The sequence below is a fragment of the Mycobacterium sp. E3339 genome (genome assembly GCF_001666915.1).
Taxonomy (GTDB): domain Bacteria; phylum Actinomycetota; class Actinomycetes; order Mycobacteriales; family Mycobacteriaceae; genus Mycobacterium.
This window is the reverse complement of sequence record NZ_LZIZ01000249.1, coordinates 1-25,652: the sequence shown is the minus strand read 5'-3', so window position 1 is coordinate 25,652 and position 25,652 is coordinate 1. Positions and strand designations below refer to the sequence as shown.

The 25,652-nt window shown below is 67.7% G+C and carries 26 protein-coding genes, 1 tRNA gene and 3 pseudogenes; 16 read left to right on the top strand and 14 right to left on the bottom strand.

Annotated elements, in window-relative coordinates; all coding sequences use genetic code 11:
* Nucleotides 1-158: pseudogene (locus tag A5702_RS26560) on the top strand (cell division protein FtsW); the annotation flags it as partial.
* On the opposite strand, the pseudogene A5702_RS24045 reads toward A5702_RS26560, so the two are convergent.
* From A5702_RS24045 to A5702_RS24030, 4 genes and pseudogenes are all read right to left on the bottom strand, one after another.
* Nucleotides 152-412, bottom strand: a pseudogene (locus A5702_RS24045) (cell division protein FtsW); the annotation flags it as partial. The pseudogenes A5702_RS26560 and A5702_RS24045 overlap by 7 nt on opposite strands.
* Complete coding sequence (locus tag A5702_RS24040; RefSeq protein WP_068224431.1) at nucleotides 409-1,926, bottom strand: protein phosphatase 2C domain-containing protein; 1,518 nt, start codon at nucleotides 1,924-1,926, stop codon at nucleotides 409-411. The pseudogene A5702_RS24045 and the gene A5702_RS24040, both read right to left, overlap by 4 nt.
* On the bottom strand, nucleotides 1,923-2,390 hold the full coding sequence (locus tag A5702_RS24035) for an FHA domain-containing protein (protein ID WP_046183038.1): 468 nt from the start codon (nucleotides 2,388-2,390) through the stop codon (nucleotides 1,923-1,925). Before A5702_RS24035 ends, A5702_RS24040 begins: the two co-directional genes overlap by 4 nt.
* Before the next feature lie 134 nt (nucleotides 2,391-2,524).
* Nucleotides 2,525-4,171, bottom strand: coding sequence for a DUF3662 and FHA domain-containing protein (locus tag A5702_RS24030; protein WP_068224429.1), 1,647 nt, complete (start codon nucleotides 4,169-4,171; stop codon nucleotides 2,525-2,527).
* 229 nt (nucleotides 4,172-4,400) lie between these two features.
* Between A5702_RS24030 and A5702_RS24025 the strand changes: the two genes are divergently transcribed.
* Nucleotides 4,401-4,483, top strand: a tRNA-Leu gene (locus tag A5702_RS24025).
* A gap of 77 nt (nucleotides 4,484-4,560) precedes the next feature.
* Here A5702_RS24025 and A5702_RS24020 read toward each other — a convergent pair.
* The gene (locus tag A5702_RS24020) at nucleotides 4,561-4,800 is read right to left on the bottom strand and encodes a hypothetical protein (RefSeq protein WP_068224427.1); all 240 of its coding nucleotides are present in this window, start codon (nucleotides 4,798-4,800) and stop codon (nucleotides 4,561-4,563) included.
* A 125-nt stretch (nucleotides 4,801-4,925) separates the two neighbouring features.
* Here A5702_RS24020 and A5702_RS24015 point away from each other — a divergent pair, with 125 nt between their 5' ends.
* From A5702_RS24015 to A5702_RS26555, 3 genes are all read left to right on the top strand, one after another.
* Entirely contained in the window at nucleotides 4,926-6,797 is a 1,872-nt protein-coding gene (locus tag A5702_RS24015) for a hypothetical protein (protein ID WP_068224425.1), read from the top strand.
* Nucleotides 6,798-6,970: 173 nt separating this feature from the next.
* On the top strand, nucleotides 6,971-7,225 hold the full coding sequence (locus A5702_RS27080) for a hypothetical protein (protein ID WP_231965187.1): 255 nt from the start codon (nucleotides 6,971-6,973) through the stop codon (nucleotides 7,223-7,225).
* A 199-nt stretch (nucleotides 7,226-7,424) separates the two neighbouring features.
* Entirely contained in the window at nucleotides 7,425-7,745 is a 321-nt protein-coding gene (locus tag A5702_RS26555) for a hypothetical protein (RefSeq protein ID WP_156669731.1), read from the top strand.
* A 59-nt stretch (nucleotides 7,746-7,804) separates the two neighbouring features.
* On the opposite strand, the gene A5702_RS24005 is transcribed toward A5702_RS26555, so the two are convergent.
* From A5702_RS24005 to A5702_RS23990, 4 genes are all read right to left on the bottom strand, one after another.
* Nucleotides 7,805-8,134 carry a GNAT family N-acetyltransferase gene (locus A5702_RS24005; protein WP_068224419.1) on the bottom strand — a complete coding sequence of 110 codons (330 nt, stop codon included), beginning with the start codon at nucleotides 8,132-8,134 and terminating at the stop codon, nucleotides 7,805-7,807.
* Nucleotides 8,121-9,104: a pirin family protein gene (locus tag A5702_RS24000; protein ID WP_068224416.1), complete on the bottom strand. Its 984-nt coding sequence runs from the start codon at nucleotides 9,102-9,104 to the stop codon at nucleotides 8,121-8,123. Before A5702_RS24000 ends, A5702_RS24005 begins: the two co-directional genes overlap by 14 nt.
* A gap of 28 nt (nucleotides 9,105-9,132) precedes the next feature.
* Nucleotides 9,133-10,515 (bottom strand): acyl-CoA dehydrogenase family protein, encoded by a 1,383-nt coding sequence (locus A5702_RS23995; RefSeq protein WP_068224412.1) that lies wholly within the window; start codon nucleotides 10,513-10,515, stop codon nucleotides 9,133-9,135.
* 90 nt (nucleotides 10,516-10,605) lie between these two features.
* Nucleotides 10,606-11,022: a WhiB family transcriptional regulator gene (locus tag A5702_RS23990; protein ID WP_067816720.1), complete on the bottom strand. Its 417-nt coding sequence runs from the start codon at nucleotides 11,020-11,022 to the stop codon at nucleotides 10,606-10,608.
* A 144-nt stretch (nucleotides 11,023-11,166) separates the two neighbouring features.
* On the opposite strand from A5702_RS23990, the gene A5702_RS23985 reads away from it, so the two are divergent.
* The 6 genes from A5702_RS23985 (at nucleotide 11,167) to A5702_RS23960 (ending at nucleotide 15,291) form a co-directional block, all read left to right on the top strand.
* Nucleotides 11,167-11,928 (top strand): helix-turn-helix domain-containing protein, encoded by a 762-nt coding sequence (locus tag A5702_RS23985; protein ID WP_055399518.1) that lies wholly within the window; start codon nucleotides 11,167-11,169, stop codon nucleotides 11,926-11,928.
* Nucleotides 11,925-12,734, top strand: a complete 810-nt coding sequence (locus A5702_RS23980; RefSeq protein WP_068224405.1) for a C40 family peptidase — start codon at nucleotides 11,925-11,927, stop codon at nucleotides 12,732-12,734. The genes A5702_RS23985 and A5702_RS23980 overlap by 4 nt, the downstream gene beginning before the upstream one ends.
* A 16-nt stretch (nucleotides 12,735-12,750) precedes the next feature.
* A complete protein-coding gene (locus A5702_RS23975) occupies nucleotides 12,751-13,113 on the top strand; it encodes a DUF4226 domain-containing protein (protein WP_068224402.1) in 363 nt (120 codons plus the stop codon).
* 146 nt (nucleotides 13,114-13,259) lie between these two features.
* Complete coding sequence (locus A5702_RS23970; protein ID WP_068224399.1) at nucleotides 13,260-14,615, top strand: DUF4226 domain-containing protein; 1,356 nt, start codon at nucleotides 13,260-13,262, stop codon at nucleotides 14,613-14,615.
* Nucleotides 14,616-14,665: 50 nt separating this feature from the next.
* Nucleotides 14,666-14,983 (top strand): ESX-1 secretion-associated protein, encoded by a 318-nt coding sequence (locus tag A5702_RS23965; RefSeq protein WP_055399524.1) that lies wholly within the window; start codon nucleotides 14,666-14,668, stop codon nucleotides 14,981-14,983.
* Nucleotides 14,980-15,291, top strand: a complete 312-nt coding sequence (locus tag A5702_RS23960) for a DUF2694 family protein (protein WP_055399526.1) — start codon at nucleotides 14,980-14,982, stop codon at nucleotides 15,289-15,291. Before A5702_RS23965 ends, A5702_RS23960 begins: the two co-directional genes overlap by 4 nt.
* A gap of 14 nt (nucleotides 15,292-15,305) precedes the next feature.
* Here the strand turns inward: A5702_RS23960 and A5702_RS26800 are convergent, their stop codons facing one another.
* Complete coding sequence (locus A5702_RS26800) at nucleotides 15,306-15,449, bottom strand: hypothetical protein (protein WP_167374087.1); 144 nt, start codon at nucleotides 15,447-15,449, stop codon at nucleotides 15,306-15,308.
* A gap of 82 nt (nucleotides 15,450-15,531) precedes the next feature.
* Here A5702_RS26800 and A5702_RS23955 point away from each other — a divergent pair, with 82 nt between their 5' ends.
* Both A5702_RS23955 and A5702_RS23950 read left to right on the top strand, forming a co-directional pair.
* Nucleotides 15,532-17,358, top strand: coding sequence for a DUF5632 domain-containing protein (locus A5702_RS23955; protein WP_068224396.1), 1,827 nt, complete (start codon nucleotides 15,532-15,534; stop codon nucleotides 17,356-17,358).
* A 57-nt stretch (nucleotides 17,359-17,415) separates the two neighbouring features.
* A complete protein-coding gene (locus A5702_RS23950) occupies nucleotides 17,416-17,739 on the top strand; it encodes a DUF2710 family protein (protein ID WP_197506681.1) in 324 nt (107 codons plus the stop codon).
* Nucleotides 17,740-17,780: 41 nt separating this feature from the next.
* Here A5702_RS23950 and A5702_RS23945 read toward each other — a convergent pair whose 3' ends face one another.
* On the bottom strand, nucleotides 17,781-18,554 hold the full coding sequence (locus A5702_RS23945; protein ID WP_055399651.1) for a TIGR03084 family metal-binding protein: 774 nt from the start codon (nucleotides 18,552-18,554) through the stop codon (nucleotides 17,781-17,783).
* Nucleotides 18,554-19,873, bottom strand: a complete 1,320-nt coding sequence (locus tag A5702_RS23940) for an MFS transporter (protein WP_068224393.1) — start codon at nucleotides 19,871-19,873, stop codon at nucleotides 18,554-18,556. The genes A5702_RS23945 and A5702_RS23940 overlap by 1 nt, the downstream gene beginning before the upstream one ends.
* 141 nt (nucleotides 19,874-20,014) lie before the next feature.
* Between A5702_RS23940 and A5702_RS23935 the strand changes: the two genes are divergently transcribed.
* Nucleotides 20,015-20,620, top strand: a complete 606-nt coding sequence (locus A5702_RS23935) for a YqgE/AlgH family protein (RefSeq protein ID WP_055399530.1) — start codon at nucleotides 20,015-20,017, stop codon at nucleotides 20,618-20,620.
* Nucleotides 20,621-20,652: 32 nt separating this feature from the next.
* Here A5702_RS23935 and A5702_RS23930 read toward each other — a convergent pair whose 3' ends face one another.
* Both A5702_RS23930 and A5702_RS23925 read right to left on the bottom strand, forming a co-directional pair.
* A complete protein-coding gene (locus A5702_RS23930) occupies nucleotides 20,653-20,994 on the bottom strand; it encodes a hypothetical protein (protein WP_068224390.1) in 342 nt (113 codons plus the stop codon).
* 64 nt (nucleotides 20,995-21,058) lie between these two features.
* Nucleotides 21,059-22,234, bottom strand: coding sequence for an LpqN/LpqT family lipoprotein (locus A5702_RS23925; RefSeq protein WP_068224445.1), 1,176 nt, complete (start codon nucleotides 22,232-22,234; stop codon nucleotides 21,059-21,061).
* A gap of 184 nt (nucleotides 22,235-22,418) precedes the next feature.
* Here A5702_RS23925 and leuS point away from each other — a divergent pair, with 184 nt between their 5' ends.
* Together leuS and A5702_RS23915 are read left to right on the top strand one after the other, a co-directional pair.
* Nucleotides 22,419-25,331: a leucine--tRNA ligase gene (leuS, locus tag A5702_RS23920; RefSeq protein WP_068224439.1), complete on the top strand. Its 2,913-nt coding sequence runs from the start codon at nucleotides 22,419-22,421 to the stop codon at nucleotides 25,329-25,331.
* A gap of 149 nt (nucleotides 25,332-25,480) precedes the next feature.
* Nucleotides 25,481-25,652: pseudogene (locus tag A5702_RS23915) on the top strand (short chain dehydrogenase); the annotation flags it as partial.

Here is a 25,652-nt window from a genome sequence, read left to right as displayed (position 1 = left end):
TGTTCGGGTCGGCGCACATGGCCATCAGGCGGTTCGCCCCCTACACCGACCCGCTGCTGCTACCAATCGTGGCGCTGCTCAACGGACTTGGCCTGGTGATGATCCATCGACTCGACCTGGTCAGCAGCCAGCTCAGCGGCCGCCATCACTCCAGCGCCACGATTGGTAGCAGCAGCGGGTCGGTGTAGGGGGCGAACCGCCTGATGGCCATGTGCGCCGACCCGAACACGAGCAAGAAAACCAGGCCGTAACTAATTGCATTCCAACGAAATTCGCGGTCCTGGTTGGCCTCGACGATCAGCAACGCGGCCACGGTGATCGCTGCGGCGAAGCACAGCAGCAGCAGCTCGGCGTTGCGGCGGGTGGGCAGCGGGGGCGTGACCGCGACGGGCGGCTGCAGTTGGGTCGTCATGCCACCGTCCGGCAGTCAACGCCCGGTTGAGGTGGAGGCGCTGGAAGCGCTGTGACCGTCTGCGAAGTGGTGGTGGGGCCCGCCGGCGACGAGGTCGCGGGGCCGCCCGTGGCGCTGGTCGGGGCTGGGGCGCCGGGCCCGGAGGGAGCGGTGGTTTGTGGCGTGGTGGGTGCTGACGACGTCGCGACACTCGGTTCGGGAGTGGGGTTACCGGGTGTCGGGGAACCCGGCGGCGACGTGGCACGCGGTGGCGGACAGGTGGGCAGCAGGTATTCGGTCAGCAATTGCCGCAGCTGTGACTCGGCCTGGTCGAGGCTGCCTCCGGGCAGCCCGGTCTCAACCTGCACCTGCCCGGGACGGCGCAGATCCCGCAGCGTCATCGCTTGACAGTTCGAGTGGCCGGATTGGCCGTAACTGATCAGGGACAGTTCGTTGCGGGCGCTCAGGCAGCCCACCAGATAGGGCTGCTGCAGGGGTATGCCCAACAAGGACCCCTGGATTCCACGGACGATCGACACCTTGCCGTCGAATTCGGCGACGTAATAGTTGCGCTGGATGACCCACCACCCGATGGCCAATCCGGAGAGGACGAACAACACCGCCAGCGTCACGACGAAAAACATCCGCCGCCGGGGCCACCGTGGACGAGTGGGTGTTTCCGGTTGCGGCGCAACACGTTTGGCCGTCTCGTCGCGGGGCCGGATCGCCGATGCACGGCCCGCCGAGGTGTTGGGCAACGTCATTTGATCGTCGTCGCCCGACACCGCGCCGGCGAGGATCGGCTGGGTCTGGCCGTAGTCGTAGTCGACGACATCGGCGACCACCACGGTCACGTTGTCCGGTCCGCCGCCGCGCAGCGCCAATTCGATGAGGCGGTAGGCGGCTTCGGCCACGTCGGGGATCTGCAGCGCCTCGAGGATGGTTTCGTCGCTGACCGGGTCGCTGAGACCGTCGGAGCAGAGCAGGTAGCGGTCGCCGGCCCGCGCCTCGCGCATGGTCAACGTGGGCTCGACCTCGTGGCCGGTCAGCGCGCGCATGATCAGCGACCGCTGCGGGTGGCTGTGTGCCTCTTCGCGGGTGATGCGGCCCTCGTCGACCAGGGTCTGGACGAAGGTGTCGTCCTTGGTGATCTGCGTCAGTTCACCGTCGCGCAGCAGGTAACCGCGTGAATCGCCGATGTGCACCAAGCCAATTCGGTCGCCCGCGAACAGGATTGCGGTGAGCGTGGTGCCCATGCCCTCGAGTTCGGGCTCCGCCTCCACCTGCGCCGCGATGGCCGCATTGCCCGAGCGCACCGCCGCGTCGAGCTTGGCCAGCAGGTCGCCGCCGGGTTCGTCGTCGTCGAGATGGGCCAGTGCGGCGATCACCAACTGGGAGGCCACTTCACCGGCGGCGTGACCGCCCATGCCGTCGGCCAGGGCGAGCAGCCGCGCACCGGCGTACACGGAGTCTTCGTTATTGGCGCGTACCAAGCCGCGATCGCTGCGCGCGGCATACCGCAGGACCAGCGTCACGGGCGCAACTCGATCGCCGTTTTGCCGATCCGAATCGGCGTCCCTATCGGAACTCGTACCGCAGTCGTCACCTTTGCCCTGTCAAGGTAAGTGCCGTTGGTCGATCCTAGATCCTCGACGTACCATTCCGAACCGCGCTGAGACAGCCTGGCGTGCCGCGTCGAGGCGTAATCGTCGGTGAGCACGAGCGTCGAATCGTCAGCCCGGCCGATCAGCACCGGCTGCCCGCTGAGCGTGATGCGGGCCCCGGCCAATGCCCCCTCGGTCACCACGAGGTAGCGCGCGGCATGCCGGCGTTGCCGTGAAGGCAGCAGCGTGCTGCGCAACGCCAGGCCGCGACGCACCATGACGGCGCCGGTGGGCGCATAGATATCGGTCCGCAAGATCCGCAACACGGACCAGATGAATACCCACAACAACATTAAAAAACCGGCACGCGTCAGCTGCAGTACGAGTCCCTGCATCTGGCGTCCTTTCCGTCCTGGCCCCGGAATCCCGGCGTCCCCCCTGCGCCCGTGACCCCGAGCACATCGGCAACGTCACGATACTTGGACGGCGGTCGACGCGGGGCGAAGCACGGCAGCGTTGAGCCCCGCGGTTAGTGGATCCGGACGATGATCTCCGAGTGGCCCAGACGGATCACGTCGCCGTCCGCCAGCTGCCACTCCTGCACCGGTGCGTTGTTGACGGTGGTGCCGTTGGTCGAGTTCAGGTCCGAGAGGAGCGCCACCTGCCCGTCCCAGCGGATCTCGAGGTGCCGTCGTGAGACACCGGTGTCCGGCAACCGGAACTGGGCGTCTTGTCCGCGGCCCACGATGTTGGAGCCCTCGCGCAGCTGATAGGTGCGCCCGCTGCCGTCGTCGAGCTGGAGGGTGACGGCGGTTCCGGCCGCGCCGTAGCCACCGCCGCCGTAGGCGCCGTAGCCCCCGGCCGGCTGGCCGTAGTCGGCGGGCTGGCCGTAGTCGGCGGGCTGGCCGTACTCGCTCGGCTGCGCATACTCGGCCTGCTGGCCGTAGTCGTAGTCGCGGTGAGCGGTCTCGGGGTAGCCGCCGGCCTGACCCTGGTATCCGCCGGCCGGGACGTTCTCGGAGTACTGCGTGTAATCCCCGCCGTACTCCTGCCGGCCGTAGCCGCCGCCCTGCTGGTAGCCCTGGTCGTAGCCACCGCCTTGTTCGTAGCCGCCACCCTGCTCATACCCGCCGCCCTGCTCGGGGTAGGCCGGGCGTTGCTCCGGCGGAGCGTAGCCGCCCTCGTCGGGGCGGGCCGGTCCGCGGCCGTACTCGCCGTAGCCGCCGTAGCCCTGCTGGCCGCCGCCGGGCTGGCCGCCAGCCGGTTGACCGCCGCCGGGCGGGCCGTAGCCGCCGCCCTGCCGGTAGCCCTGGTCGTAGCCTTGGCCGCCGTAGCCGCCGGGGGTGGGGGGACGCTGCTCATACTGCGGCGGGTAGCCGCCCTGGCCTTGCTCGGGGTAGCCGCCCGGCCCCTGGTAGCCGCGCTGCTCGGGGTAGCCGCCGGGGGCCTGGTAGCCGCGCTGCTCGGGGTAGCCGCCGGGGGCCTGGTAGCCGCCTTGCTCCGGGTAGCCGCCCTGCTCTGGGTGGCGGGGCGGCGGGTAGCCCTGCTGCGGCGGATAACCGCTCTGCTCGGGCGGGTACCCGCCGCGCGGGTCAGGTCCCCCCTGCGGTTCCGCGCCGCCTTCTTGCGGCCGCGGGTAGCGGTCGTCGTAGTACTCATCGCTGGGCCGACCCGGCCCCTGAGCCCCGCGGTAGCTCGAATCGTCAGTCATTGGTGCTACTCCTCGTTCTGCGCCGAACGCACTATTTGATTGTGGCCGGACGGGATCGTTGACCATCGGGCGGGGCTGCACATCGGGGTTGACAGCACCACGGGCGCGGTACTGGCCGGTACGCAGGTTCGACGACTGCTCGAACCGGACGACCACCTCACCATACGTTTGCCACCCCTGTTCCTGGATGTAGTCGGCCAAGTACCTAGCGAAAGCGCCCGACGTGAGATCAGGGTCGGCGCCCACCTTCTCGAAGTCGTGCCTACCGAGGGTAATGATGTATTCGTTGGGGGCCAAAAGGCGATTGCCGTGCAGCGTCTCGACGCCGTCGCGCGCCTCGCGGCGCAGGAGGGCTTCGACCTCCTGCGGAACGATCGACCCGCCGAAGACCCGGGCGAACGCGTTGTCGACGGTGGCCTCGAGCTTCCGCTCGATCCGCGCCGCCAGCCCCCGTTGGCTACTCATGCCCGGGCGCCCGCCCGCACTTGCCGCAGCATGTCGTCGGCGCGCGGCAAACGGCTTTCACTCCAGCATGGTATCGGGATTGCGTGACGCCGCGGCACCGTCGAAACTCTGAGAGTTTGCGTCCGCACTGCTCAGAGCCGTTGTCTGCCAGCGCCGGATGCCGTCAATCCCGACCAGGCAGTTGGGGAACGCGGCCATTAGAGTGGTATGGTCCATCGGTTGTTTTTCCGGGCGAGTGGCGGAATGGCAGACGCGCTGGCTTCAGGTGCCAGTGTCCTTCGGGACGTGGGGGTTCAAGTCCCCCTTCGCCCACATTTGAATATCGGCGCTGAGGTCGCGGACTCGAGAAGTTCGCGACCTTCGTGTTGTTCGGGCGTCGTGCCGGGGACTCAGCGCACCCGGCCGTCCTCCTCGCCCTCCTCATCCCAGTGGGCCCACTCCGGCAGCGGGGTATTCGGCATCACGCCGCGTGCAGAGGCCTCGTAACCCGGTTGGGGGCCATGCGGCTTCCAACGCGGATCCGATCGGTTCGCCCGTGAGCGCCGGACCGCGCGGACAACCAGAGCGACGGTGCCGCCAACGATTAGGGCAATCAGCACCACCTTGAGGACCAGGAACAGCAAGGCCATCGGTCTGGGCTCCTCGGGCTTGGGTGAATTGACGTCGGCAACCGCACCAGTAGCGTAATTGCCAGCTCAGGAGGGGTGGCAATGGTGGTCACTGCGCTTGGCGCTGCGCAGCTGCGGGTGATGCGATGCAGTTGCGCTACATAAGCGTTGCGGCCCTGATTGCCGAGGCCGGTGGTGATCCGTGGGCCATCAACAAGAGCTTGCAAGCCGGCAGGCCCTGGGAGATCTCCTCTCTGGCAGAAGCCTTCCACCGAGCGGGGCGATGCACTTCCGAGGCTCAGCACGCCTTTGAGCAAGCCCGCAACCGCTTCGACGCTGCGTGGAACCGCCAGGGCGGTGGCGGCAATCCGATCAACGACTCCCTCGATGTGCTACGGGTGACCCAGTCGCTCGGCGACCAGTCCTGGCAGCTGCCCAAGATCGGCGTCGACTTGGAAAACATCGCCGCTTCCTTGGCCGAGGCGCAGAAGGCCGCGGCGGGGCAGATCGTAACGCTCGAGAATCAGCTGCAAACACTCGACGACCTGATCGGTCAGGCCGTCGCGATGGAGCAATCCGGCAACCTCAGCGCGGAGGACAAGCACACCCTCGATGTCCTGATCCACAATTGCGAGAGGGATGCCATCGATGACACCAAAGCCGCACTGGCACACCTCAATTCGATACGCAACGGCTACGCAGATGGCTTACACAATTCGCTGGGCAACCTACGAACCGAGGGATACGATCCCGCTCGCCTGCACGATTTCGACGCCGACGGTTCGCCCAAGCCCACCGAGGCCCAGTTGCAAGCACTCACCGACCTGCGCCGCATCACCGACCAAGCGGTGGTGGATCAAATGGGCAAGGTGCGCGCCGCGCAGGATGCCCTGAACAAGGCGATGGCCGACCTTTACACGCATGGTCCGGGGTCGCCCGAGGGCGAGGCCGCCAGCGCGAAGCTGCCCAAGCTGAAAGCGGACCTGGCGCATGCTCTCGACGACCTGGGCAAGATCCCTGACTACAAGGACGTCGACCCGGCATCGATCACGATCACTCCCGACGGCCGTTTCATGTTCACCCACACCGTCGACGGGCAGCCCGTAGAGGTCTACGGGCAGCTCAAGGACGGCGCGGGCGAATTCTTCGACCAGGCCATGGGCACCTCATACAGCTTCAGCGGCGGCAAGTTGACCGGCATGCGCACGCTTGATCCCGGGAAGGTGGAAGCCACCCCCGAACCGCTGTGGAGCGCCATCACTTTGGCGGTCGGCGGTCCCGAACTCAAAGCCGGTGGCGAGGTCGCTTGGCAAGGCTTGAAGACGCTCTTCAGCCGCGAAGCGCTGACGGGCTTGACCGGCGACAATGTCCTAGCCCGCGCAATGAGCGGGGCCGAGATACGTGCGGCAATCGCCGAAGCGCATCTGCCTCCCCCTGGCCGTCCGATTCCCGACATCAGCGGCGAACCCGTTCCGGGGACCACCCACCCCGGTCCTGCGCCCGTCGTCGAGCACGCGCCGCACCCGGGCGGGGGTGGCAGTGAGCTTCCGCCCGATGCCGGACCGCATGTCCCGGTGGGCCCGGACGGGCCGCCGCCGGTGGTGATCGACCCGGCTCATCCGGAGTTCACCCTCCACAACCCGCTCGACTACATGACGCCGGAGTTGCGAGCGCTGTCTGAGCAACACCTGACCGGGAGCGGTGAGACGGTCCTCGGTCCGTTCAGGCACCCGCACGGAGGCCCCTCCTACATCGACTTTGCGCAGCAACGCGGGGCCAGCTACTTCGATATCGGCGATGCATGGAATGCCGCGACCGACGTGCAGCGACTCGCCGCGAACCAGCACGTACTGGATATCGCAATTGCGAATCGGGACACCATCAAGTTATCACTGGGAATCGATGAGGTTCTCGATAACACCTATACTGCTGCGGAGCTCAACTACTTACTCGGCCACGGCTACCAAGCAATCGATGGATTCACTCTGGTTCCGCCGAAGATTGGAGGTTCGCCATGACGAAACTACTTGAGTTCATTCTGCAACACGTAAGGTTCCTATACCTTAATCCCGAGTATCGAATTACAGATTCGAGTACCCGAGGCATTGCTGACATCGACGCATCAATATCATTCACTGGAAACCAGGTCCAGTGGGACATTGTCAATGACCGTGGCCAAATATACTTCGCCGTGATTCCGAAGCTTCAAGGCGGCGCCACCGACGGATTCGCGATTTCGCTGATCCGTCAATATCTCGAAGGCGGTGAGGACACCGGCGTCGACTCACCGATCGGCCAGGCAGATTGGTTGTCGGCAAACCTAAAGCGGCTGGAACAACTCTTCGCAGAAGAACCATCGTCCGCCAGCGTTTGTGCCGACCTGATCTCGTTACGACGTTCAAATTCGTCCAAGAAGTGGGGCTGGCCCAAGCCAGAGCAACTCTGAGTCGCGGGACCACCATATGCGGATCGGAAGAAAACGAAGCCCCGCGGACTTCTCTCGCCTGACGGAGCGATGGCACCGCTTCTCCAAATGGATTGGAGGTGACCCGGTATCCGTTTCAACGAACTGTCCGGATTGTACCGTCTTATTCTCTACCGCTGACTATTCGGTCCATCTTCGCCGTAGCAGGAGGTGGTGGGTAGTGGATACCGTCGACGACCGCGGCCATAGGCGCAATGACGCAGCAAAATTTTCCACCTTCAAGCTGGCCGAAAAGTACTTGATATGGGACTGGACACATACCGCCTACACTCCTATCGGCAGGCCGAGCCTTTGGCCAACGCTATACAAAAGAGGCTTCAACCCAGATGTAAAGTCGGTCCCGTTGTCACTGGGGTTCACAGAGTTACGGTCCGAGAACGGCCGGGTGATTTTGATGACGCCGGATTCACAAATTTTCAGCCACCTCATGTTGAAATCGGTGGCCGAAATTGACCGGATCATTACAACCGGGATTGAGTAGCCAGGTCGCCGTCAAGCCGTGTTGCCGCGCATCAGAGCAATCGATGGCGCGCTCGCTCCCTACGACTGCACCCACCGCACGACATCCGGCGTAACGGCGTCGGTGATGTCGTCGTACTCCGGGTGCTTTTTGAGCACCGTGGCGATCATCGAGCACACGGGGACGATGCGTTTTCCTTCGCCCCGCGCTTCGTTCAGCGCCTCCTCGACGAGGATCGTCGCCAGCCCGCGCCCGCCGTACGCCGGGTCGATCTCGGTGTGAAAGAAGACGCGCTGGTCGCCGCGGTCGGCGAAATCGGCGAGGCCAACCTGCTTGCCCTCCACGGCGATCGTGTACCGACCCTCCTCGAGCCTGACGGTCGTTTCTGCTCCGGTCTTATCGGTGGCCATCTGTACTTTCCTTTCCTTGCGGTGCGGGTCGAGGCCGCAGCCGAGTCGTCGGCAACGGCGGGGCGGGCAATCGGCTCAGCGAACCCCGATAGCCCTGGACGGCACCAAAGCGCTCGTCGCCGTCCTCCCAGAGTTGGCGGTAACGCGCGATGTCGTCGTGGCTTCGCCCGACGAAGTTCCACCACATCACCAGCTCTTCGGTGAACGGCGGGCCGCCGAGCAGCAGAACACGCGCAGGCCCGTCGCCGTCGTTCGACAGCTGCAGCGCGGAGCGACCAGGGTTCAGGTACGCGAGGGAAGCAACCGTCAGGGCGGTCTCGTCGACCCGGACGGCGCCCAGGTCGCACAGCACGCCATGCTCGAAAGCCGGGTCGATGTCGACGTCGACGCGAGACCCGGCGTCGAGGTCGATCTGGGCACCCAGCAGCGGGGTGAAGGCATGCACCGGCGACGAGCTGCCGGCCAGATCACCGAGGAATACGCGAACGGTGGCGCCCGGAAGGGATACGGGCTTCGGAACGTAGTGATCGAAGCCGCGGCCGGTGTCGCGATTGGAATCGGGCAGCGCGACCCACAGCTGGACACCGTGCAGGTCAGTCGGCGACGGGACCGATACCTCGGAGTGGCAAATGCCGGCGCCGGCGGTCATGAGGTTCAGCTCGCCGGACCGCACCGCGGCGCGCACGCCGCCGCTGTCGTTGTGCTCCACTTCCCCACTGAACAACCAACTCACCGTTTGTAGTCCGGTGTGCGGATGCGGCGGGACATCCATGCGCGCCGATGTCGGCCCGTAGTGGTCGATGAAGCACCACGCCCCGATCAACGAGCGCTGACGTTGCGGAAGCGTGCGCTGCACCCGCATCGCCCTGGGCCCGCCCAAGGGAACCTCGCGGGGGCGCAGGACCTGCACGCCCGCGCTGGGTGAAGCAGCGCAAGCGACTTCGACCGGCGCCGGCTCAAGGTTGCTCATCGTTCTCCCCGACCGTACCCAGATCCGGTTACTTGCGGGGCGGGCGGAGCACCTTCATCGCGAGCCGCATGACGGGCTCGGGCACCCGGTCCTGCATCGACAGGGCGGTGTCGGCGGCACGGGAGCGCAGCGGGGTGCCGCGACCGAAGACCCGGTTCAGCGGGCCGCCGGACGGTTCGAGGACCACATGCAGGGGCGGCGTGCCGACAGCCGCCCCCAGGGCGTTGGCGATCACCATCCGCTGGATCTCGCTGGTGCCCTCGAAGATGGTGTACAGCTTGGCATCCCGATACCACTTCTCCACCGGATGATCGGTGATGTAGCCCCAGCCGCCCATGGTTTGGATGGCGCGTTCGGTGGCCTTGACGGCAACCTCGCTGGCCGCCATCTTCGACATCGAGCCTTCCCCGCGCTCGAACGGAATGTTGTTGGCGGCCATCCACGACGCCCGCCAGGTCAGCAGCCGCGCCGCGTCGATCTGGGTGGCCAGCTCCGCCAGCGGGAAGGCGATGCCCTGGTTGTCGATGATCGGCGCGCCGAAGGCCTCCCGCTCGGTGGCGTACGCCGTCGCATACTCCAACGCGGCGCGCGCGATCCCGATGGCCTGCGCGGCGACCATCGGCCGGGTCTGTTCGAACGTCCCCAATGTCGCGGAGCCGGAACGCTTGCCGCCGGCCACCACTTCGCGAGCTTTGGCGAGTTTGTGCTCCAATTTCTCTTCTCCGCCAAGCAGATTGGCGCCCGGGACGCGGACGCCCTCGAATAGCAACTCGGCGGTGTGGGAGGCGCGGCAGCCCAGCTTGTCCAGCTTGCGCACCAGCTTCAGCCCCGGCGTGCCACCGGGCACCACGAACAGCGCCTGACCGCGATGGCCAAGCTCCTCATCGACGACCGCATTGACCACGTGCACATTGGCGATCCCGCCGTTGCCGATCCACATCTTGTGGCCGTCGATAATCCAGTCGTCACCGTCGCGATGCGCGGTGGTGCGCAGATTCCGCACGTCGCTGCCGCCCTCGGGTTCGGAGATCGCCAGCGCCGCAAGCTTGAGATCGCCTGGGGTTCCGAAACATTCGGGTGCCCACTCCAACATCTGCTCAGGAGACGCGGCCTGACCGATCGCCGAAAGCGCCAGGGCCGGCATCACGATCGCCAACCCGATCCCGGCGCAGCCCCAGAACAGCTCCTCCATGAACATCGGCAAGGACAGTCCGGTCGGATCGCCGATCAGGTCGCGGTAGAACAAGGGACTGTAGAAGCCGCGCTGGGCCGCTTCCTCCAACACCGGCCACGGAAACTCTTGCCGCTGGTCGTAGTGCAGCGCCACGGGGCGAATCACTTCTTCGGCGAACTCATGGGCCCGCCGGGCGAGGTCGTGTTGCGCCGCCGTCGGGGTCAGGTCGAACGTCATGGATCCCGCCTTCGGGTCGACAGACACGGTCGTGCCGAAGCTCTACCCCGTTGGCTGGGTCAGCAAACTGCCCCTAAGCGGGTCGGGATGTCAGGCGGCCGAGCGGGGCCCGACCTGGGCGAGCGGCAGGTGCAGCACCACCGCGGCCACGGCAACGGCCTCGTGTTCGTGGTTGGCGAGCAGGGCGGCATTCTCCGGGAGCTGGCGGGAGTTGATTTCGCCGGACGCGATGCGGCGCAGCACCTCGTGGGCCTGGGCCAGTTGTTCCCGCTTGCGGTACTGCCCACCGGGCAGTTTGACCCCGGCCCAGACGCCATACTCCTCGCGGTGCGCGATGGCGTGCTGGGCGCACCGGCGCTGCTGGGCCAGCGGGCAGCGGCGCAGGCACTGGATGCGCGCCTCGACGGCCGACCGCTCATACGCACGGGCCTTCGCCGCACCGTCGCCGCCGTCGTCGTCGGGGTAGCCGAACCAAAGTTCTGGGTTGGCAGCGCACGGGTGTCCCATGTCGGTCTCCTTGTCGAACTTGAAACGTAGACAGAAGCGTATACAGAAGGACGGGTTGAGCGCAAGAGAAACGTGACAGAAACGTATATCAACAGCGATACGGGATGGGCTGTGTAGTATCCGGCCTTATGGCCGGAGCGTGCGATGAGCCGTGAATCGGCCGGCGCGGCGATCCGCGCCCTGCGGGAGTCGCGCGACTGGTCGTTGGCCGACCTTGCCGCCGCGACCGGCGTCAGCATCATGGGGCTGAGCTTCCTGGAACGCGGTGCCCGCAAGCCGCATAAAAGCACAGTTCAGAAGGTTGAGAACGGCCTGGGCCTGCCGCCGGGCACCTATTCGCGGTTGTTGGTGGCGGCCGATCCCGACGCGGAACTGGCCCGGCTGATGGCCGCGCAACCGCCCCCGGCCGCCCCCGCCCGGCGCACCGGGCCGGTGGTTGTGGACCGTCACAGCGACACCGAAGTGCTGGAAGGTTACGCCGAAGCTCAGCTCGAAGCCCTCAAATCGGTCATCGATCGGTTGCCGGCGACAACATCAAACGAATATGAGACGTATATTCTGTCTGTGATCGCTCAGTGCGTGAAAGCAGAGATGCTGGCCGCCGGCTCCTGGCGGGTGGCGGTGAACGCCGGGTCGGACTCCACGGACCGGCTCATGGAGCACCTCCAAGCCCTGGAGGCGACGCGCACAGCGCTGTTGAAACGGATGCCGACCAGCCTGAGCGCGCGGTTCGACCGGGCCTGCGGGCAATCGTCATTGCCGGAGACCATCATCGCCGCGCTCGTCGGCGTCGACGTCGAAGAGATCTGGGACATCCGCAACCGGGGGGTCATCCCGCCGGGAGCGCTCCCCCGCGTGCGTGCCTTCACCGATGCCGTGGAGGCCGGAAACGTGGTGGCCCAATGAGGTACAGCGAAGTCGAGGTGCTGAGCCGTGCGCATGAGATGTTCGCCGGCAGCGCCCGGCAACCGTCGCTGGATGCGGGCACCGGGCACTACCGCAGCTTGTTGCGGGCGATGCACGGGCAGACCGACGGCTTCGCCCATCGCGGCCATCGGCTGGCCGCGGACCACAGCAGGCAACGGCTCACGGCGGCCGCCGCCACGGACGCCGCCGCGGCGGGCGTCATCGCCGGCGCCGACCGGGACCGGGCCCAGGCCCGCGAACTGACCGGACGCGTCGTCGACGAAGCCCGTGCCGATGCCACCGTCTCCCCGACGACGCCGATGGCCCAACGCGAGGCCTTGCGCCGCCGCGCCGCACGACTGCGGGCGCAACGCGCGCACGTCGTGGCGGCCCGGTTACGCGCACGACGGCGCGCGGCGCAACTGCGGGCGCTGCGCTATCAGCTCCTGCACCAGGGGGCCGGCGGCAACCAACGCGCCGCCATCGCGGTGCGGGCGGCATTGTCACGCCTGGGCCGCCCCTATGTCTGGGGTGCGACGGGCCCCGACCAGTTCGACTGTTCGGGATTGGTGCAATGGAGCTACGCGCAGGCGGGAATCCACTTGGACCGCACCACTTATCAGCAGATCAACGATGGAATCCCCGTCCCCCGTTCGCAGGTCCGTCCTGGTGATCTCGTCTTCCCGCACGCCGGACACGTGCAGCTGGCCATCGGCAACGGCCTGGTAATCGAAGCGCCCTATTCGGGTGCTTCGGTCCGGATCGGCCGCCTGGGCCCCAACGTTGCGATTCGCCGACCGCTATGACGAACAGGGTGAATAGATGACGGAACCAGCCGGACCTTCACTAGCCGCCATGCAGGCACGGCAGTCGGCGCTGGCCGGCCAGCACGGCACCGCCGCCGACGCCGACCGGGTATTGGCCGACGTGCTCACCAGCGCTCACGCCGCAATGCGCGAGGGCGCCAGGAGGCTGGACGCTATCGCCGAACAGATCGACCACGCCACCGTGCACCAGGCCAACCTCGCCATCGATACGCCCATGGGCGCGCGGGAGTTTCAGAGGTTTCTGCTGGCCAAACAACGCGAGATCACCGCGGTCGTCGACGGTGCACGCGAGCTCAGCCGAGCGAAAAAGGCTGTGCTGGAAGGGCTTAGGGACCAATACGTTACCGACGCCGGCTAGGCAAGGTGCGGTCGCGATGTCATCCACAAACCCCCGGTTCAGTGAATTGTCCGCGCGACGGGCTCTGGGTACTGTCGCCGGGCATGGAGGGGCCACAGCGCATCCCGCAAGGAATTGCGGTATCAGCAGCGCCGGCTGTCTAGCTGATGTCGGCGCACGAGGAGCTACTTGCCGCGGTGAAAGATGCCCGAGATCGCACCGGTGACCCGAACGCTTGGCAGGCGGCCCTGTCGCCCGGTGAGCTGGCCGCCGTGATCACCCCGACCACGCGTCCCGAACAGCTCCAGGCGATAGCGGGCAAGATTCGCCAACAATATGCGGCTGCGCCCGCGCGCGAGCAGGGCGAGGCGGCGGAAGCCATCGCGCGCGCCGAAGCCACGCTCGCACACCAGAATTCGGCGAGTTCGCAGCTGGACCTGCAAGTCATCACCGCGATTTTGAACGCCCACCTCAACGCCGTCGAGGGCAGCCAAGCGCTGGCCCAGTTGCAGCACGACACCGAAGCCGCGGTCCGGACGAGGTCGGACCTGGACACGCCGGCCGGCGCGCGCGATTTCCAGCGCTTCCTGATCGGCAAGCTCCGCGACATCCGCGCGGTGGTCCTCAACGCCAGCCTGGACGACACGTCTAAGTCGGCGCTGATGGCCGCGTGGACATCGCTCTACGACGCATCCAAGAGTCAGTCGAGCGGTCCCGACGAACAGCGGCCGGCCCAGCCCACGGGTGCTTCCGCGGACGACCCGGCGGACGACCCGGAATGGGATCCGCTGTTGGATTCGTTGCTGGCCGACGATCCGGGTGTGGCGAGCGATGAGATCCCCTCGGTGGGCGTGCCGGACGCCGCGACCGCCCCGGTGGCGCCGATGGCTCCCGCGCTGCCGCCGATGCCCAGCTTCGCACCGGGCTTGCCGAGTCTTGGCGGAGCCCCGAGCGGACTGCCCCTGGCCGGCCTGCAGGGCGACACAACGGATCCCGCGCTGCAAGGCCTCGACGACAAAGAACTCGAGGACGTCGCGAGCCACCCGGATCCGAAGACGGACGCGTCGTCCGATGAGCCTGGCGATGAACAGGATGCGGCGGCGGTCGATCCCGACGCGCCACCGGCCGGCCCCACCACGGTGACTTTGCCCGACGGTGAAACGGTGACGGCCGCCAGTCCCCAGCTGGCAGCGGCGATCAAAGCCGCCGTCGGCGGAGCGGCGATACCAGATGCGTTCCAGCAGCAGGGAATAACGATCCCGCCACCCGGCACCGCGGTGACCAACCCGGTAGACGCGGCGCATGTGAGTCCGGCCGACATCGGGATGTTCATCGACCGGCATGCGCTGGCTCTTGGTCCCGGCAAGGCCCTTCTCGACGGCCAAATTCAAGACATCGCCACCGTGAGCGGGCCAACCTTTCTAGGCTGGGAGCATCCGCCGGCGGCGGCCGCAGCCGTGACCGCGCCGGCGAAGCCCGACACACCGACACCCACGCGGCCGGCGAGTTCGTCGACCACCTGACAATAGTGATCTCGCCGGTTCCGCCGGCGGCCGTGAACAGGAGACAGCGGATGGCAGATTCGATCCATGTGGTGCCCGCGCACTTGCGTCAAGCCGCTGCGCGGCACCAGGAAACCTCCGATTACTTGCGCACGGTCCCGGCGTCGCACGAGGCGATCCAGGAAAGCCTGGACTCGCTGGGACCGATCTTCGGTGAACTTCGCGACGCCGGGCGGGAACTGCTCGAGCTCCGACGCCTGTGTTACGAGCAACAGGCCGCCGACCACGCCGACCTGGCGGACAAACTGGCGGCGTCGGCGACGATGTGGGAGCAGCACGAGCAGGATGCTGCCCGCAACCTCGGCGGCATCGCTGACCGCGGTCGATGACGGACGCTAATCCCGCTTTTGACACCGTTCACCCGAGTGGGCACATCCTCGTCCGCTCCTGCCGCGGCGGGTACATGCACAGCGTCGCGCTGAGCGAAGAGGCGATGGAGACCGACGCCGAGACGCTGGCCCGCGGCATCTTGCTTACCGCGGATGTGTCGTGCCTCAAGGCGTTGCTGGAGATTCGCGACGAAATCGTGGCGGCCGGGCACACCCCGTCAGCCGAGGTTCCGAGTCCGCGAGACCTCGACGTGGCGATCGAGAAGCTCCTGGCGCATAAACTGCGCCGTCGCAACAAGGCGATCTGACCGGCCGCGACGTCCTACAGCAACCAGGTTTTGGCCGCTTCGGGATCCGGGGCGATATCGGTGGGCGGCTCTACGGGATTGGGGCCGAACAACTCTCGTGCGCGGGCGAGCAGGGCCCGCACTTCGTCGAGTTGCTGCTGCAACGCAGATTCAGCCATATCCACACGCTACCCAGGCCGTTACAGCTGCACAATTCACTGACCGAATAACCCGTTCATCAGATGCCGGTACGCTTAGCCGGTGGCGATCTTCGGTCGGATGACGGCGCGCCAGCGCCTCCGGAGAGCTACCCGGGAATCACTGGCGATGCCGGCTTTCAGCTCTCCCATCGATTGCACCCCGTGGGTGATCGGTGGCCTTTGGCCTGCCGAGCTATCGACGATTACCGCCGAAAACGCCACGGTTGCAGACTATCTCAAGACCGACCTGCAGCGGATCGTCGACGGCGCAAACGAGCAGCTGAAGATGATCAAGCGCGCCGGATTGGCTGACCTGCCGCGGCAGGCGGAAGAGGCCCGAGTGATCGACGAGGCGCGTGCCCGCGCCGTGCGGCGAGTCGAATCGACCATCCGCCAGCTGCACGCGGTGCCGGCCGGGGCGACCGCCGGGTATGCGCGCCCACAGTTCGCCGAGCCGCCGGCACCGGATATGGACCGGACCCAAGTCATTCCCGCGGTTACGGAGGCGGGGCCGCCCGACGCGAGCCGGCGTCGTCCTCGTTGGCGGGTCGTCGAGAAACCGGCACCCGTCGCGCCGGAAGGCGCCGCCGACGAGCCCGAGGCCGTGCCCCAGGACACGGCTCCCGAGTACCCCGACATGGAGGAGACGCAGGTCATCCCGAGTGTCACGGAGGTCGAGCGCGCCGGCGAAACCCCGAGCGAGAGCGCAACTGAACCGGCCGGGGAGTCCGTCGCCAACGGTCGTCGCCACATCTTCGAGCAGCAAGACGACGCCGAAAGTGCTCCGGAGCCACCGACCGCGGACGCCACCGCGCTGGAGGAGACGCAGGTCATCCCCGCGATCACGGATGTCGAGCCCGCGGTCGATGAGGCCGAACCCGCCGCGATCGTCGAGGAGGACACTCCCGCGGGCGCGATGGAGGAGACGCAGGTCATCCCCGCGATAACCGACGTCGAGCCCGTGGTCGACGAGCCGGCTTGGGAGCCCATCGCGAACGGTCGCCATCACGCCGAGCCCGATGAGCCGGCCACTGGCCAGGATGAGGCCCAACCTCCGGAACCGGTCGCCGATGTCGCCGCCGCGGCCGCGCTGGACGAGACGCAGGTCATCCCCGCGATAACCGACGTCGAGCCCGTCGTCGACGAGCCCGCCGACACCGGTCGCCACCACGCCGTCGTCGACGAGCCGGCCGGCCAGGAGGAGCCGGCGCCCCACGAGCCCCTCCCCCGCCCCGCCCCGCAAAAGGCTGCGCCCGCAACGGGTTTCGACATCAACCGGCTGAATCGCCTGCTCGAGTTCGTGGTCCGCCAGGAGCCGCGGTTGAATTGGGCGGTCGGCGAGCGAGCCGACGGCACGACGGTCTTGGTCACCGACCTCGCCCACGGCTGGATACCTGCGGGCATCAACCTCCCGGGGGGCGTGCGGTTGTTGGAACCCGGGCGACGCACGGGCAGGGTCGCCGCGCTGCTCGGTGACGCGGCGCACGTCGTCACCTATGCTCCCGGCGATTCGCTGCGCCGCTCGGCCGACTTCACCGCGACGAAATCCTCGTTGGAACCGCGTGAGCTGCCCGCCATCCCGGATCTGGCCAGAGTGCTGAGCCAGACCACACGTGGGTTCGAGGGTCTCCCCCGGATCGTGCAACGGCTGGCGGACACGGCCGCCGCGGACGCCGTTGTGATCGACCAGGAGGTCGACGTCCTGCGGGTGCACCTTGATACGGCGCGCTATCAGCTCCTGGTTCAGTCCCCGTCCGTGAATCCGGCCCTGCTGCTCAAGTGTCTGTTGATGGCCGCCACCGAAGGCATCGCGAGCGCAGACCCGGTGTCGGCGAACTATCACCTCGCCTGGTATCAGAAACTCGCCACCGAACCGACCGGCGCATAGCGCGGCCCGACGGCGCGCGATTATGAATTGACGCTGGTTGGAGGGGGCGAGGATACTGTGACCGTGTCGGATTCGGGCGGTCGCGCGAATCTCAGCGATAAGGATCTCGTCGAATCAGTTCTTCGTGAACTCAGCGAGGCGGCCGACAAGTGGGAAGCCCTCGTCGCCCAGGCCGAGGCCGTCACCTACAGCGTCGATCTCGGTGACGTTTATGCGGTCGCGAATGCCGACGGGCGGTTGCTGAAACTGACCCTGCACCCGGGTGTGATGACCGCGTACGCCCACGGCGAACTGGCCGACCGGCTGAACCTCGCGATCTCGGCGCTGCGCCAAGAGGCCGAGGCCGAGAACCGCGCGACTTACGGCGGCCCGCTGCACTAACCGCGCACGCGCGCATCCCCTCTCTTCGCGCGCACGCGCGCTCATCGCCCGGCGCCCGGCGGACCCGCGAAGGCCTGCGCGATCTCCAACCAGCGCTGCGCGTCGGGCCCCTGCGCGGTGATGTCCAGGCCGCTCAGCGGGCGGCGTTGGGTGACCAAGTAGCAAAAGTCCTCGGCGGAGCCGCTCACCCGCTGCGCCGCGTCGGGCGATCCCCAGCTCCAGGTGTCACCGCCCGGTGCGCGCAGTTCGACCAGGAACGGCTCGGCCGGCGGGGCGAGATTGTTGACGACGAACGCGTAGTCGCGGGTGCGCACACCGAGGTGTGCGATCGACCGCAGCCGATCGGTGGCCGCTCGTTTGACCCCCAGCGCATCGGCGACGTCCAGGCCGTGCGCCCAGGTCTCCATCAGCCGCGCGGTCGCCATCGACGCCGCGCTCATCGGGGGCCCGAACCACGGAAGTTTGCGCCCGGCGGGGACCGCCAGCAGCTGCTCGTGCAACCGGCCGCGGGTGGCCCGCCAGTCTGCGAGCAGTTCGGCCGGCGCCAAGGCCGCCACTTCTTCGGCGCCCGCGTCGACGAAGCCCGTCGGGTCGGCGGCAGCGGCCTCGAGGGTTTCGGCGAACGCCGCTTCGTCGGTGACGGAGGTCAGCGCGACCCGATCGGTCCATAGCAGGTGCCCGATCTGGTGGGCGATCGTCCAGCCCGGCGCTGGAGTGGGCTCGGACCAGCGGTCCGCGGGCAGCGGCGCAACCAGGTCGTCCAGCTCGTCGCTTTCGGCTCGTAGGTCAGCCACGATGGGCTCGGGACCCGCCATCATTGCCTCCGATCGTCGGTTGTCTCCGCCGGGTGGGAATTATCCGCTCGTTCGCCGCGACGGCCGAGGACGCCGTGCATGACCAGGCCGACCAGGTAAATCCCCGAGCCGACCAGCACAAAAGCGGGCGCACGCCCGTCGCCGGGAATCAACGCCGCAGCCACCGTGATCGAAACGATGAACGCGACCCAGAACAGCGCGTCCTGCACGGCGAACACGTGCCCGCGAAGGGCGTCATCGACGTCCATCTGCATCGCCGAGTCGGCGCACAGCTTGACGATTTGCCCGGTCACCCCGAGAAGGAAACCGCATGCCACCATGATCGGCAGTAGCAATCCCGCGCCGGCGACCTCGATGATCGCCGACGTCGCGAGGGCACCGTTGACCGTGGCGTAGCGCCCCCAGCGGCGGACCGCGGGTGGAGTCAACACGTTGGACAGGAACGCACCCAGGCCGGCGGCGCCGAAGAACACCAGCGCCGTCCCCAATCCCCCGGCCTCGGGGTTCGTGAGGTGGTGAACCAGCAAAAGGACGAGCAGCGAATTGATGCCGATCACCATGCGGTGGGCGGCCAGGCCAGACAGGGTGGCGGCAACCGTCGGCCGCTGCGCCACCGTCCGCGCGCCGTGCAACCAGCCGGTGATCACGGCGTAGAAGACCGGTCCGTGGATGGCCCTCTTGGTGTCGTCGGGGCCCAGCACGCGCGAGCCAAACCGCAACGACAGCAGCAGGGCGGTCGCGATGGGGACACCGGTGAGAAAGATGATCGCCGAGGCGCCCTTGTCCCCCGCGCCGAACACGAACCGGGGCACGAGCATGAAGTTGGCGCCGATGAAGGCGGCGATGGCTCCCGACGCGTTGGCCAGGGCGTTCATCGTGACGACCTGTTCGCGCGGCACGACGTGCGGCAACGAGGCCGCGAGCCCGGACCCGACGAAGCGGGCCAAACCGTTGGCGAACAGCGCGCCCAACAACAGCGGCAGGTCGCCCGCCCTGACCGCCAGGATCGTGCCGATCGCGGCGATCAGGATGAGCCGGCCGGCGTTGGCGCCGACGATCACCAGCCGCCGGTCCCACCTGTCCATCAGCGCGCCGGCGAACGGACCCAACAGCGAGTAGGGCAGGAACAGCACGGTGAACGCCCGCGCGATGGCCATCGGATCGGCGGCCCGGTCGGGGTTGAACAGCAACGCCCCGGCCAGGCCCGCTTGGAACAACCCATCCCCGAACTGGCTCGCCATGCGCACCTGCAGCAGTCGCGAGAAGTCTGGCAAACCGCGCACCGACCGCCATATTTCGACGGGTGCGCTTGAGTGCATCCGGGATTGGATCACCAAACCGACTTCCACAATTGGGGCTAGCAAGCTCGCCGCGGTCCGAGCCGCCTAACAACAGTACAAATATTTGCGGCCCGCGCTCGATTCCGCCGGGCGGCCCGCGCCGGATGCGATGATGGTTGGGTGCCGCCGCCCGAGGATCCAGAGGACTATGTCGCGCCGGCCGCACAGCGGGTGCGCGCGGGTACGTTGCTGCTTGCCAACACCGATCTTTTCGAACCGACGTTTCGGCGCAGCGTCATCTACATCGTCGAGCACAACGACGGTGGCACGTTGGGGGTCGTCCTCAACCGCGCCAGCGAGACCGCGGTGTACAACGTGCTGCCGCAGTGGACCAAACTCGCGGCCAAGCCGAAGACGATGTTCATCGGCGGCCCGGTGAAGCGTGATGCGGCGCTCTGCCTGGCCGCGTTGCGGGTCGGCGCCGATCCCCAGGGCGTTCCGGGGTTACGGCATGTCGACGGCCGGGTGGTCATGGTCGACCTGGATGCCGACCCCGACTCGATCGCGCCGCTGGTGGAGGGCGTGCGGATCTTCGCGGGTTACTCCGGCTGGACCATCGGCCAACTCGAAGGCGAAATCGAGCGCGACGACTGGATTGTCTTGTCGGGCTTGCCATCTGACGTCCTCGTCGGGGCGAGGTCCGACCTGTGGGGCCAGGTGCTGCGCCGCCAGCCGCTGCCGCTGTCGCTACTGGCGACCCATCCGATCGACCTCAGCCGCAACTGACGCCCCCCACGCCGGGGCCTTACTCAGATTTCTTAGTGGCAGGACTGCGTGCAGCCGGCGCAGGTTCCCACGCACGCCGGGGCCGCGGCCTCCTGCTGCAGCGCGAAGCGCGCGCTCTGCCATGACCCGGCGGCCAGCGTTCCGAAGGCGCCGACGACACAGACGATCAACACCACGAGCGCGGTGTGCGGGGAGGCCGCCAGGGCCACCACACCACCGGCGGCCAGCATGATCGCGGCCGCCAGCTGCGCCGGAGCGATGGACCGCAGCGCCAGCGCGGTGGGGTCGACATTCTGGGTGCGCGCCAGCGACCAGGTTCCGAACCCGGCGGAGGCCACCGCCGCACACATGCACAGGACGCCCGCAATCAGCATGGCCTCACAATACGAGCCCGGGCACCCGTCCGCTCAGTGGGCTCCAGCGGAGCCACCGCAGCGCCTAGTGCTGCAGAAACGAGAAATTGGGGAGTGGGGGTAGGCCCGGAACCAGGGTCAACAGGTTCGGCGTGGGCTGCCGGCTGGGCATGGGCGCCGCGGGCAAGCCAACCGGAGCCGTCGCCGAGGTCTGCCGAAGCGGAGCCACGGCCGGGGCTTGCGGGACCGGGGCCGCGGCAGGCACCTGGGCGACCGGTGCCGCCGGCACCTGGGCGACCGGTGCGGCCGCCGGCACCTGGGCGACCGGTGCGGCCGCCGGCACCTGGGGGACTGGAGCCGCGGCAGGGACCTGGGCGACCGGCGCCGGCGCCGGGGCGAGGCCGACCGGCGACGCCCCAGGGCTCGGGACCGGCGCCGGAACCGGGGCTCCCGGAACCGTCACGCGGAAGCCGTTGATGATCGCGTCCGTGGCGGGCGCGTCGGCGACGGCCACCGCACGATCGGTGGTCACCGCGAGCGACACCAGGTACTTCTCCTGCCCCGAGGTGGCGATGACGTGCCGCCGCGAGGTGTTCAGCGTCATGTCACCGTCGCGGTACGTACCTTCTACGACCGACGACGGAAAGCCACCGAAATCGGCCATCGAGGCGTTGGTCGGCTGCCACGCCAGGAGCTTCTGGCTGTCGACGTAGCCGTGGCTGATGGCCTCCCGGGGATCGAACGCGCCGACCAGTTTGTACACCACCACCTGCGCATTCGAGGTGTAGATGCTGCTGCCTTGCCGGTCGGCGATCACCGCGAACGCGTCGGGCACGTTGGGGTCGGGCACCTGGGTCCAACGGGCCGGCACCGGCAAGGTGATGTCGAGCGCCTTGAGGCCTTCGGGTTTTTGCGCCTCGAGCTTGACGCCCTTGGACTGCAGATAGTCCCGGATGGTTCCGGAGGTGGCGGGCGCGGGGGTCACCGGCGCGGTGGGCCCGGCCGCGGCGGGTGCGGGCGCACCGGGGGTGGTCGGCGCCGCGACGGGGTTCGAGGCCGGCGGGGCGGCGACGAACCTGTTGACGGGCGCCTGCCCGGGGACGGCGGTGACGTTCTGCGGCGCCGGTACGGCGGGGGCGGGTGCTGGTGCGGGGAGCACCGGGTCCGCCGATGCCTGGGCGCCCGTGACAACCGCCATGCCGAGCAGGCCGGCGACGAGACCCCCGAGGAGCGCACGGTGGGCGCGGATGTTCTCAATCATCTCCGTCGGTCCTTCCAATGGCGCACTGCCAGCAGCCGTCGATAGTGGCTGACTGTAACTAGAGGTCAAAGGCGGTGAATAGGCTCGAAATACACCTGGGATGAAGCTCTGATCGGTGCGCAACGGAACCGAGATCATCCTGTGGCCCGGCGGGCTGGCCGGGGGACCCTTATACCCTGTTCAGGTGACCGAACCCCCGACCACCGCCGCGGATGCCAACTTCGGTGCCGTTCAGACGGACGCCGACGCCCCGACGTATCGCTACACCGCGGCGCTGGCGGGGCGCATCGAAAGCGCCTGGCAGGAGAACTGGGCAAAGCTCGGCACGTTCAACGTGCCCAACCCGGTCGGTTCGTTGGCCCCCACGGACGGCACTCCGATTCCCGCCGACAAGTTGTTCGTGCAGGACATGTTTCCGTATCCGTCGGGCGAGGGCCTGCACGTCGGCCATCCGCTGGGCTACATCGCCACCGACGTGTACGCCCGCTACTTCCGGATGACCGGGCATAACGTCCTGCACGCGTTGGGTTTCGACGCCTTCGGGCTGCCCGCCGAGCAGTACGCCGTGCAGACCGGCACCCACCCGCGGACCCGGACCGAGGCCAACGTCGTCAACTTCAAGCGTCAGCTGGGCAGGCTGGGGCTCGGCCACGACAGCCGGCGCAGCTTTTCGACCACCGACGTCGAGTTCTACAAGTGGACGCAGTGGATCTTCCTGCAGATCTACAACGCCTGGTTCGACACCGCGGCCCGCAAGGCCCGACCCATCGCGGAGCTGATCGCGGAATTCGACTCCGGCGCACGGCGCCTCGAAGACGGCCGGGAGTGGGCCACCCTGTCGGCGGGGGAGCGGGCCGACGTCATCGACGGCCACCGACTGGTCTACCGCGCGGACTCGATGGTGAACTGGTGCCCCGGACTGGGCACGGTGCTGGCCAACGAAGAGGTCACCGCCGACGGGCGCAGCGACCGCGGCAACTTCCCAGTGTTCCGGAAACGATTGCGGCAGTGGATGATGCGGATCACCGCCTACGCCGACCGGCTGCTCGACGACCTGGAACTGCTGGACTGGCCGGAACCGGTCAAAACCATGCAGCGCAACTGGATTGGCCGCTCGACCGGCACCAGGGCGCTGTTCTCGGCGACCAACACCGGCGGCCAGACCGTCGACATCGAAGTGTTCACCACCCGGCCGGACACCATGTTCGGGGCGACCTATTTGGTGCTGGCCCCCGAGCACGAACTGGTCGACGGGCTGATCGCCGCCGACTGGCCCGACGGGACGGACGCGCGGTGGACCTACGGCGCCGCCACGCCGGGGGAGGCCGTCGCGGGCTACCGACAGGCGATCGCGGCGAAGTCGGATCTGGAGCGTCAGGAAAACCGCGAGAAGACGGGCGTCTTCCTGGGCAGCTATGCGACCAACCCCGCCAACGGCAAGCCGGTGCCGATCTTCATCGCCGACTACGTGTTGGCCGGGTACGGCACCGGCGCGATCATGGCGGTGCCGGGCCACGACCAGCGCGACTGGGACTTCGCCCACGAGTTGGGCCTGCCGATCGTGGAAGTCATTGCCGGCGGCGACATTTCGGAGGCCGCGTACCCGGGCGACGGTGTACTGGTCAATTCCGGTTACCTGGACGGGATGGACGTGCCGACAGCCAAGCAGGCCATCACGGCGCGCCTGGAGGCGGAGGGCCGCGGCTGGGCCCGGATCGAGTTCAAGCTGCGGGACTGGCTGTTCGCCCGCCAGCGCTACTGGGGTGAGCCGTTCCCGATCGTCTACGACGCCGACGGACGCCCGCACGCGCTCGACGAGGCCGCCCTGCCCGTCGAGTTGCCGGACGTGCCCGACTATTCGCCGGTGCTGTTCGACGCCGACGACGCCGACACCGAGCCGTCGCCGCCCCTGGCGAAGGCGACCGACTGGGTGCACGTCGAACTGGACCTGGGCGACGGCTTGCAGCCCTACACCCGCGACACCAATGTGATGCCGCAGTGGGCCGGCAGCTCCTGGTACGAACTGCGGTACACCGACCCGCACAACTCGGAACGGTTGTGCGCCAAGGAGAACGAAGCGTACTGGATGGGCCCGCGGCCCGCCGAGCACGGCCCGCAGGATCCCGGCGGCGTCGACCTGTACGTCGGCGGCGCCGAACACGCGGTGCTGCACCTGTTGTACGCGCGGTTCTGGCACAAGGTCCTCTACGACCTGGGCCACGTCACCTCCCGGGAGCCGTACCGCCGCTTGGTCAACCAGGGTTACATCCAGACCTTCGCCTACACCGACTCGCGCGGCTCCTACGTCCCCGCCGAGGAGGTCATCGAGCGCGGCGGCCGGTTCTTCTATCCGGGCCCCGGCGGGGAGGTCGAGGTTTTTCAGGAATTCGGGAAAATCGGTAAGAGCCTGAAGAATTCGATCTCGCCGGACGAGATTTGCGACGAGTACGGCGCGGACACGCTACGCGTCTACGAAATGTCGATGGGCCCGCTGGAGGCCTCCCGGCCGTGGGCCACCAAGGACGTCGTCGGGGCGCACCGCTTCTTGCAACGGGTGTGGCGGCTGGTGATCGACGAGCAGACCGGACAGACGCGGGTGCTCGATGCGGCCGGCGAAAACGAGCTGGACGCCAACACCCTGCGAGCGCTGCACCGCACCATCGCCGGTGTCTCGGAAGACTATGCGGCACTGCGGAATAACACTGCGGCGGCCAAGCTGATCGAGTACACCAACCACCTCACCAAGGAGCATCGCGACGCGGTGCCGCGGGCGGCGGTCGAGCCGCTGGTGCTGATGCTGGCGCCCCTGGCACCGCACATGGCCGAGGAGCTATGGCTGCGGCTGGGCCATACCACGTCCCTGGCGCATGGTCCCTTCCCGCAAGCCGATCCGGCTTACCTGGTAGACGAGAGCGTCGAATACCCGGTGCAGGTGAACGGCAAGGTGCGCGGGCGGGTGGTGGTGGCCGCCGACGCCGACCAGGACACCCTGAAGGCCGCGGCCTTATCGGACGAGAAGGTGCAGGCCTTCCTGGCCGGCGCCAACCCGCGCAAGGTGATCGTGGTCCCGGGCCGCCTGGTCAACCTGGTCGTCTAGCCGCCGACCGGTCAACGGCCAGTGGGCCGCAGCACCACCTCGTGGACGTGGCCGTCGGCGGGCGTGGCCACCACATTGGCGACTGTGGCCGCGACGGTTTCGGGTTTGAGGAACTTGGCGGGGTCGTAGGTGCCGCCCTCGAACGCGACGAGTTCGCGCTGCGCGCCTTCGCCGATTCGCTGCGCGCCGACGAGCCACAGCTGCGGGTGACGACCGTGTACCCCGGTCGCACCGACAGCGAGATGCAGCGCGAACTCGTCGCGTTCGAGGGCGGCACCTACGACCCCGCCAAGTTCCTCAAACCCGAAACCGTCGCGGCCA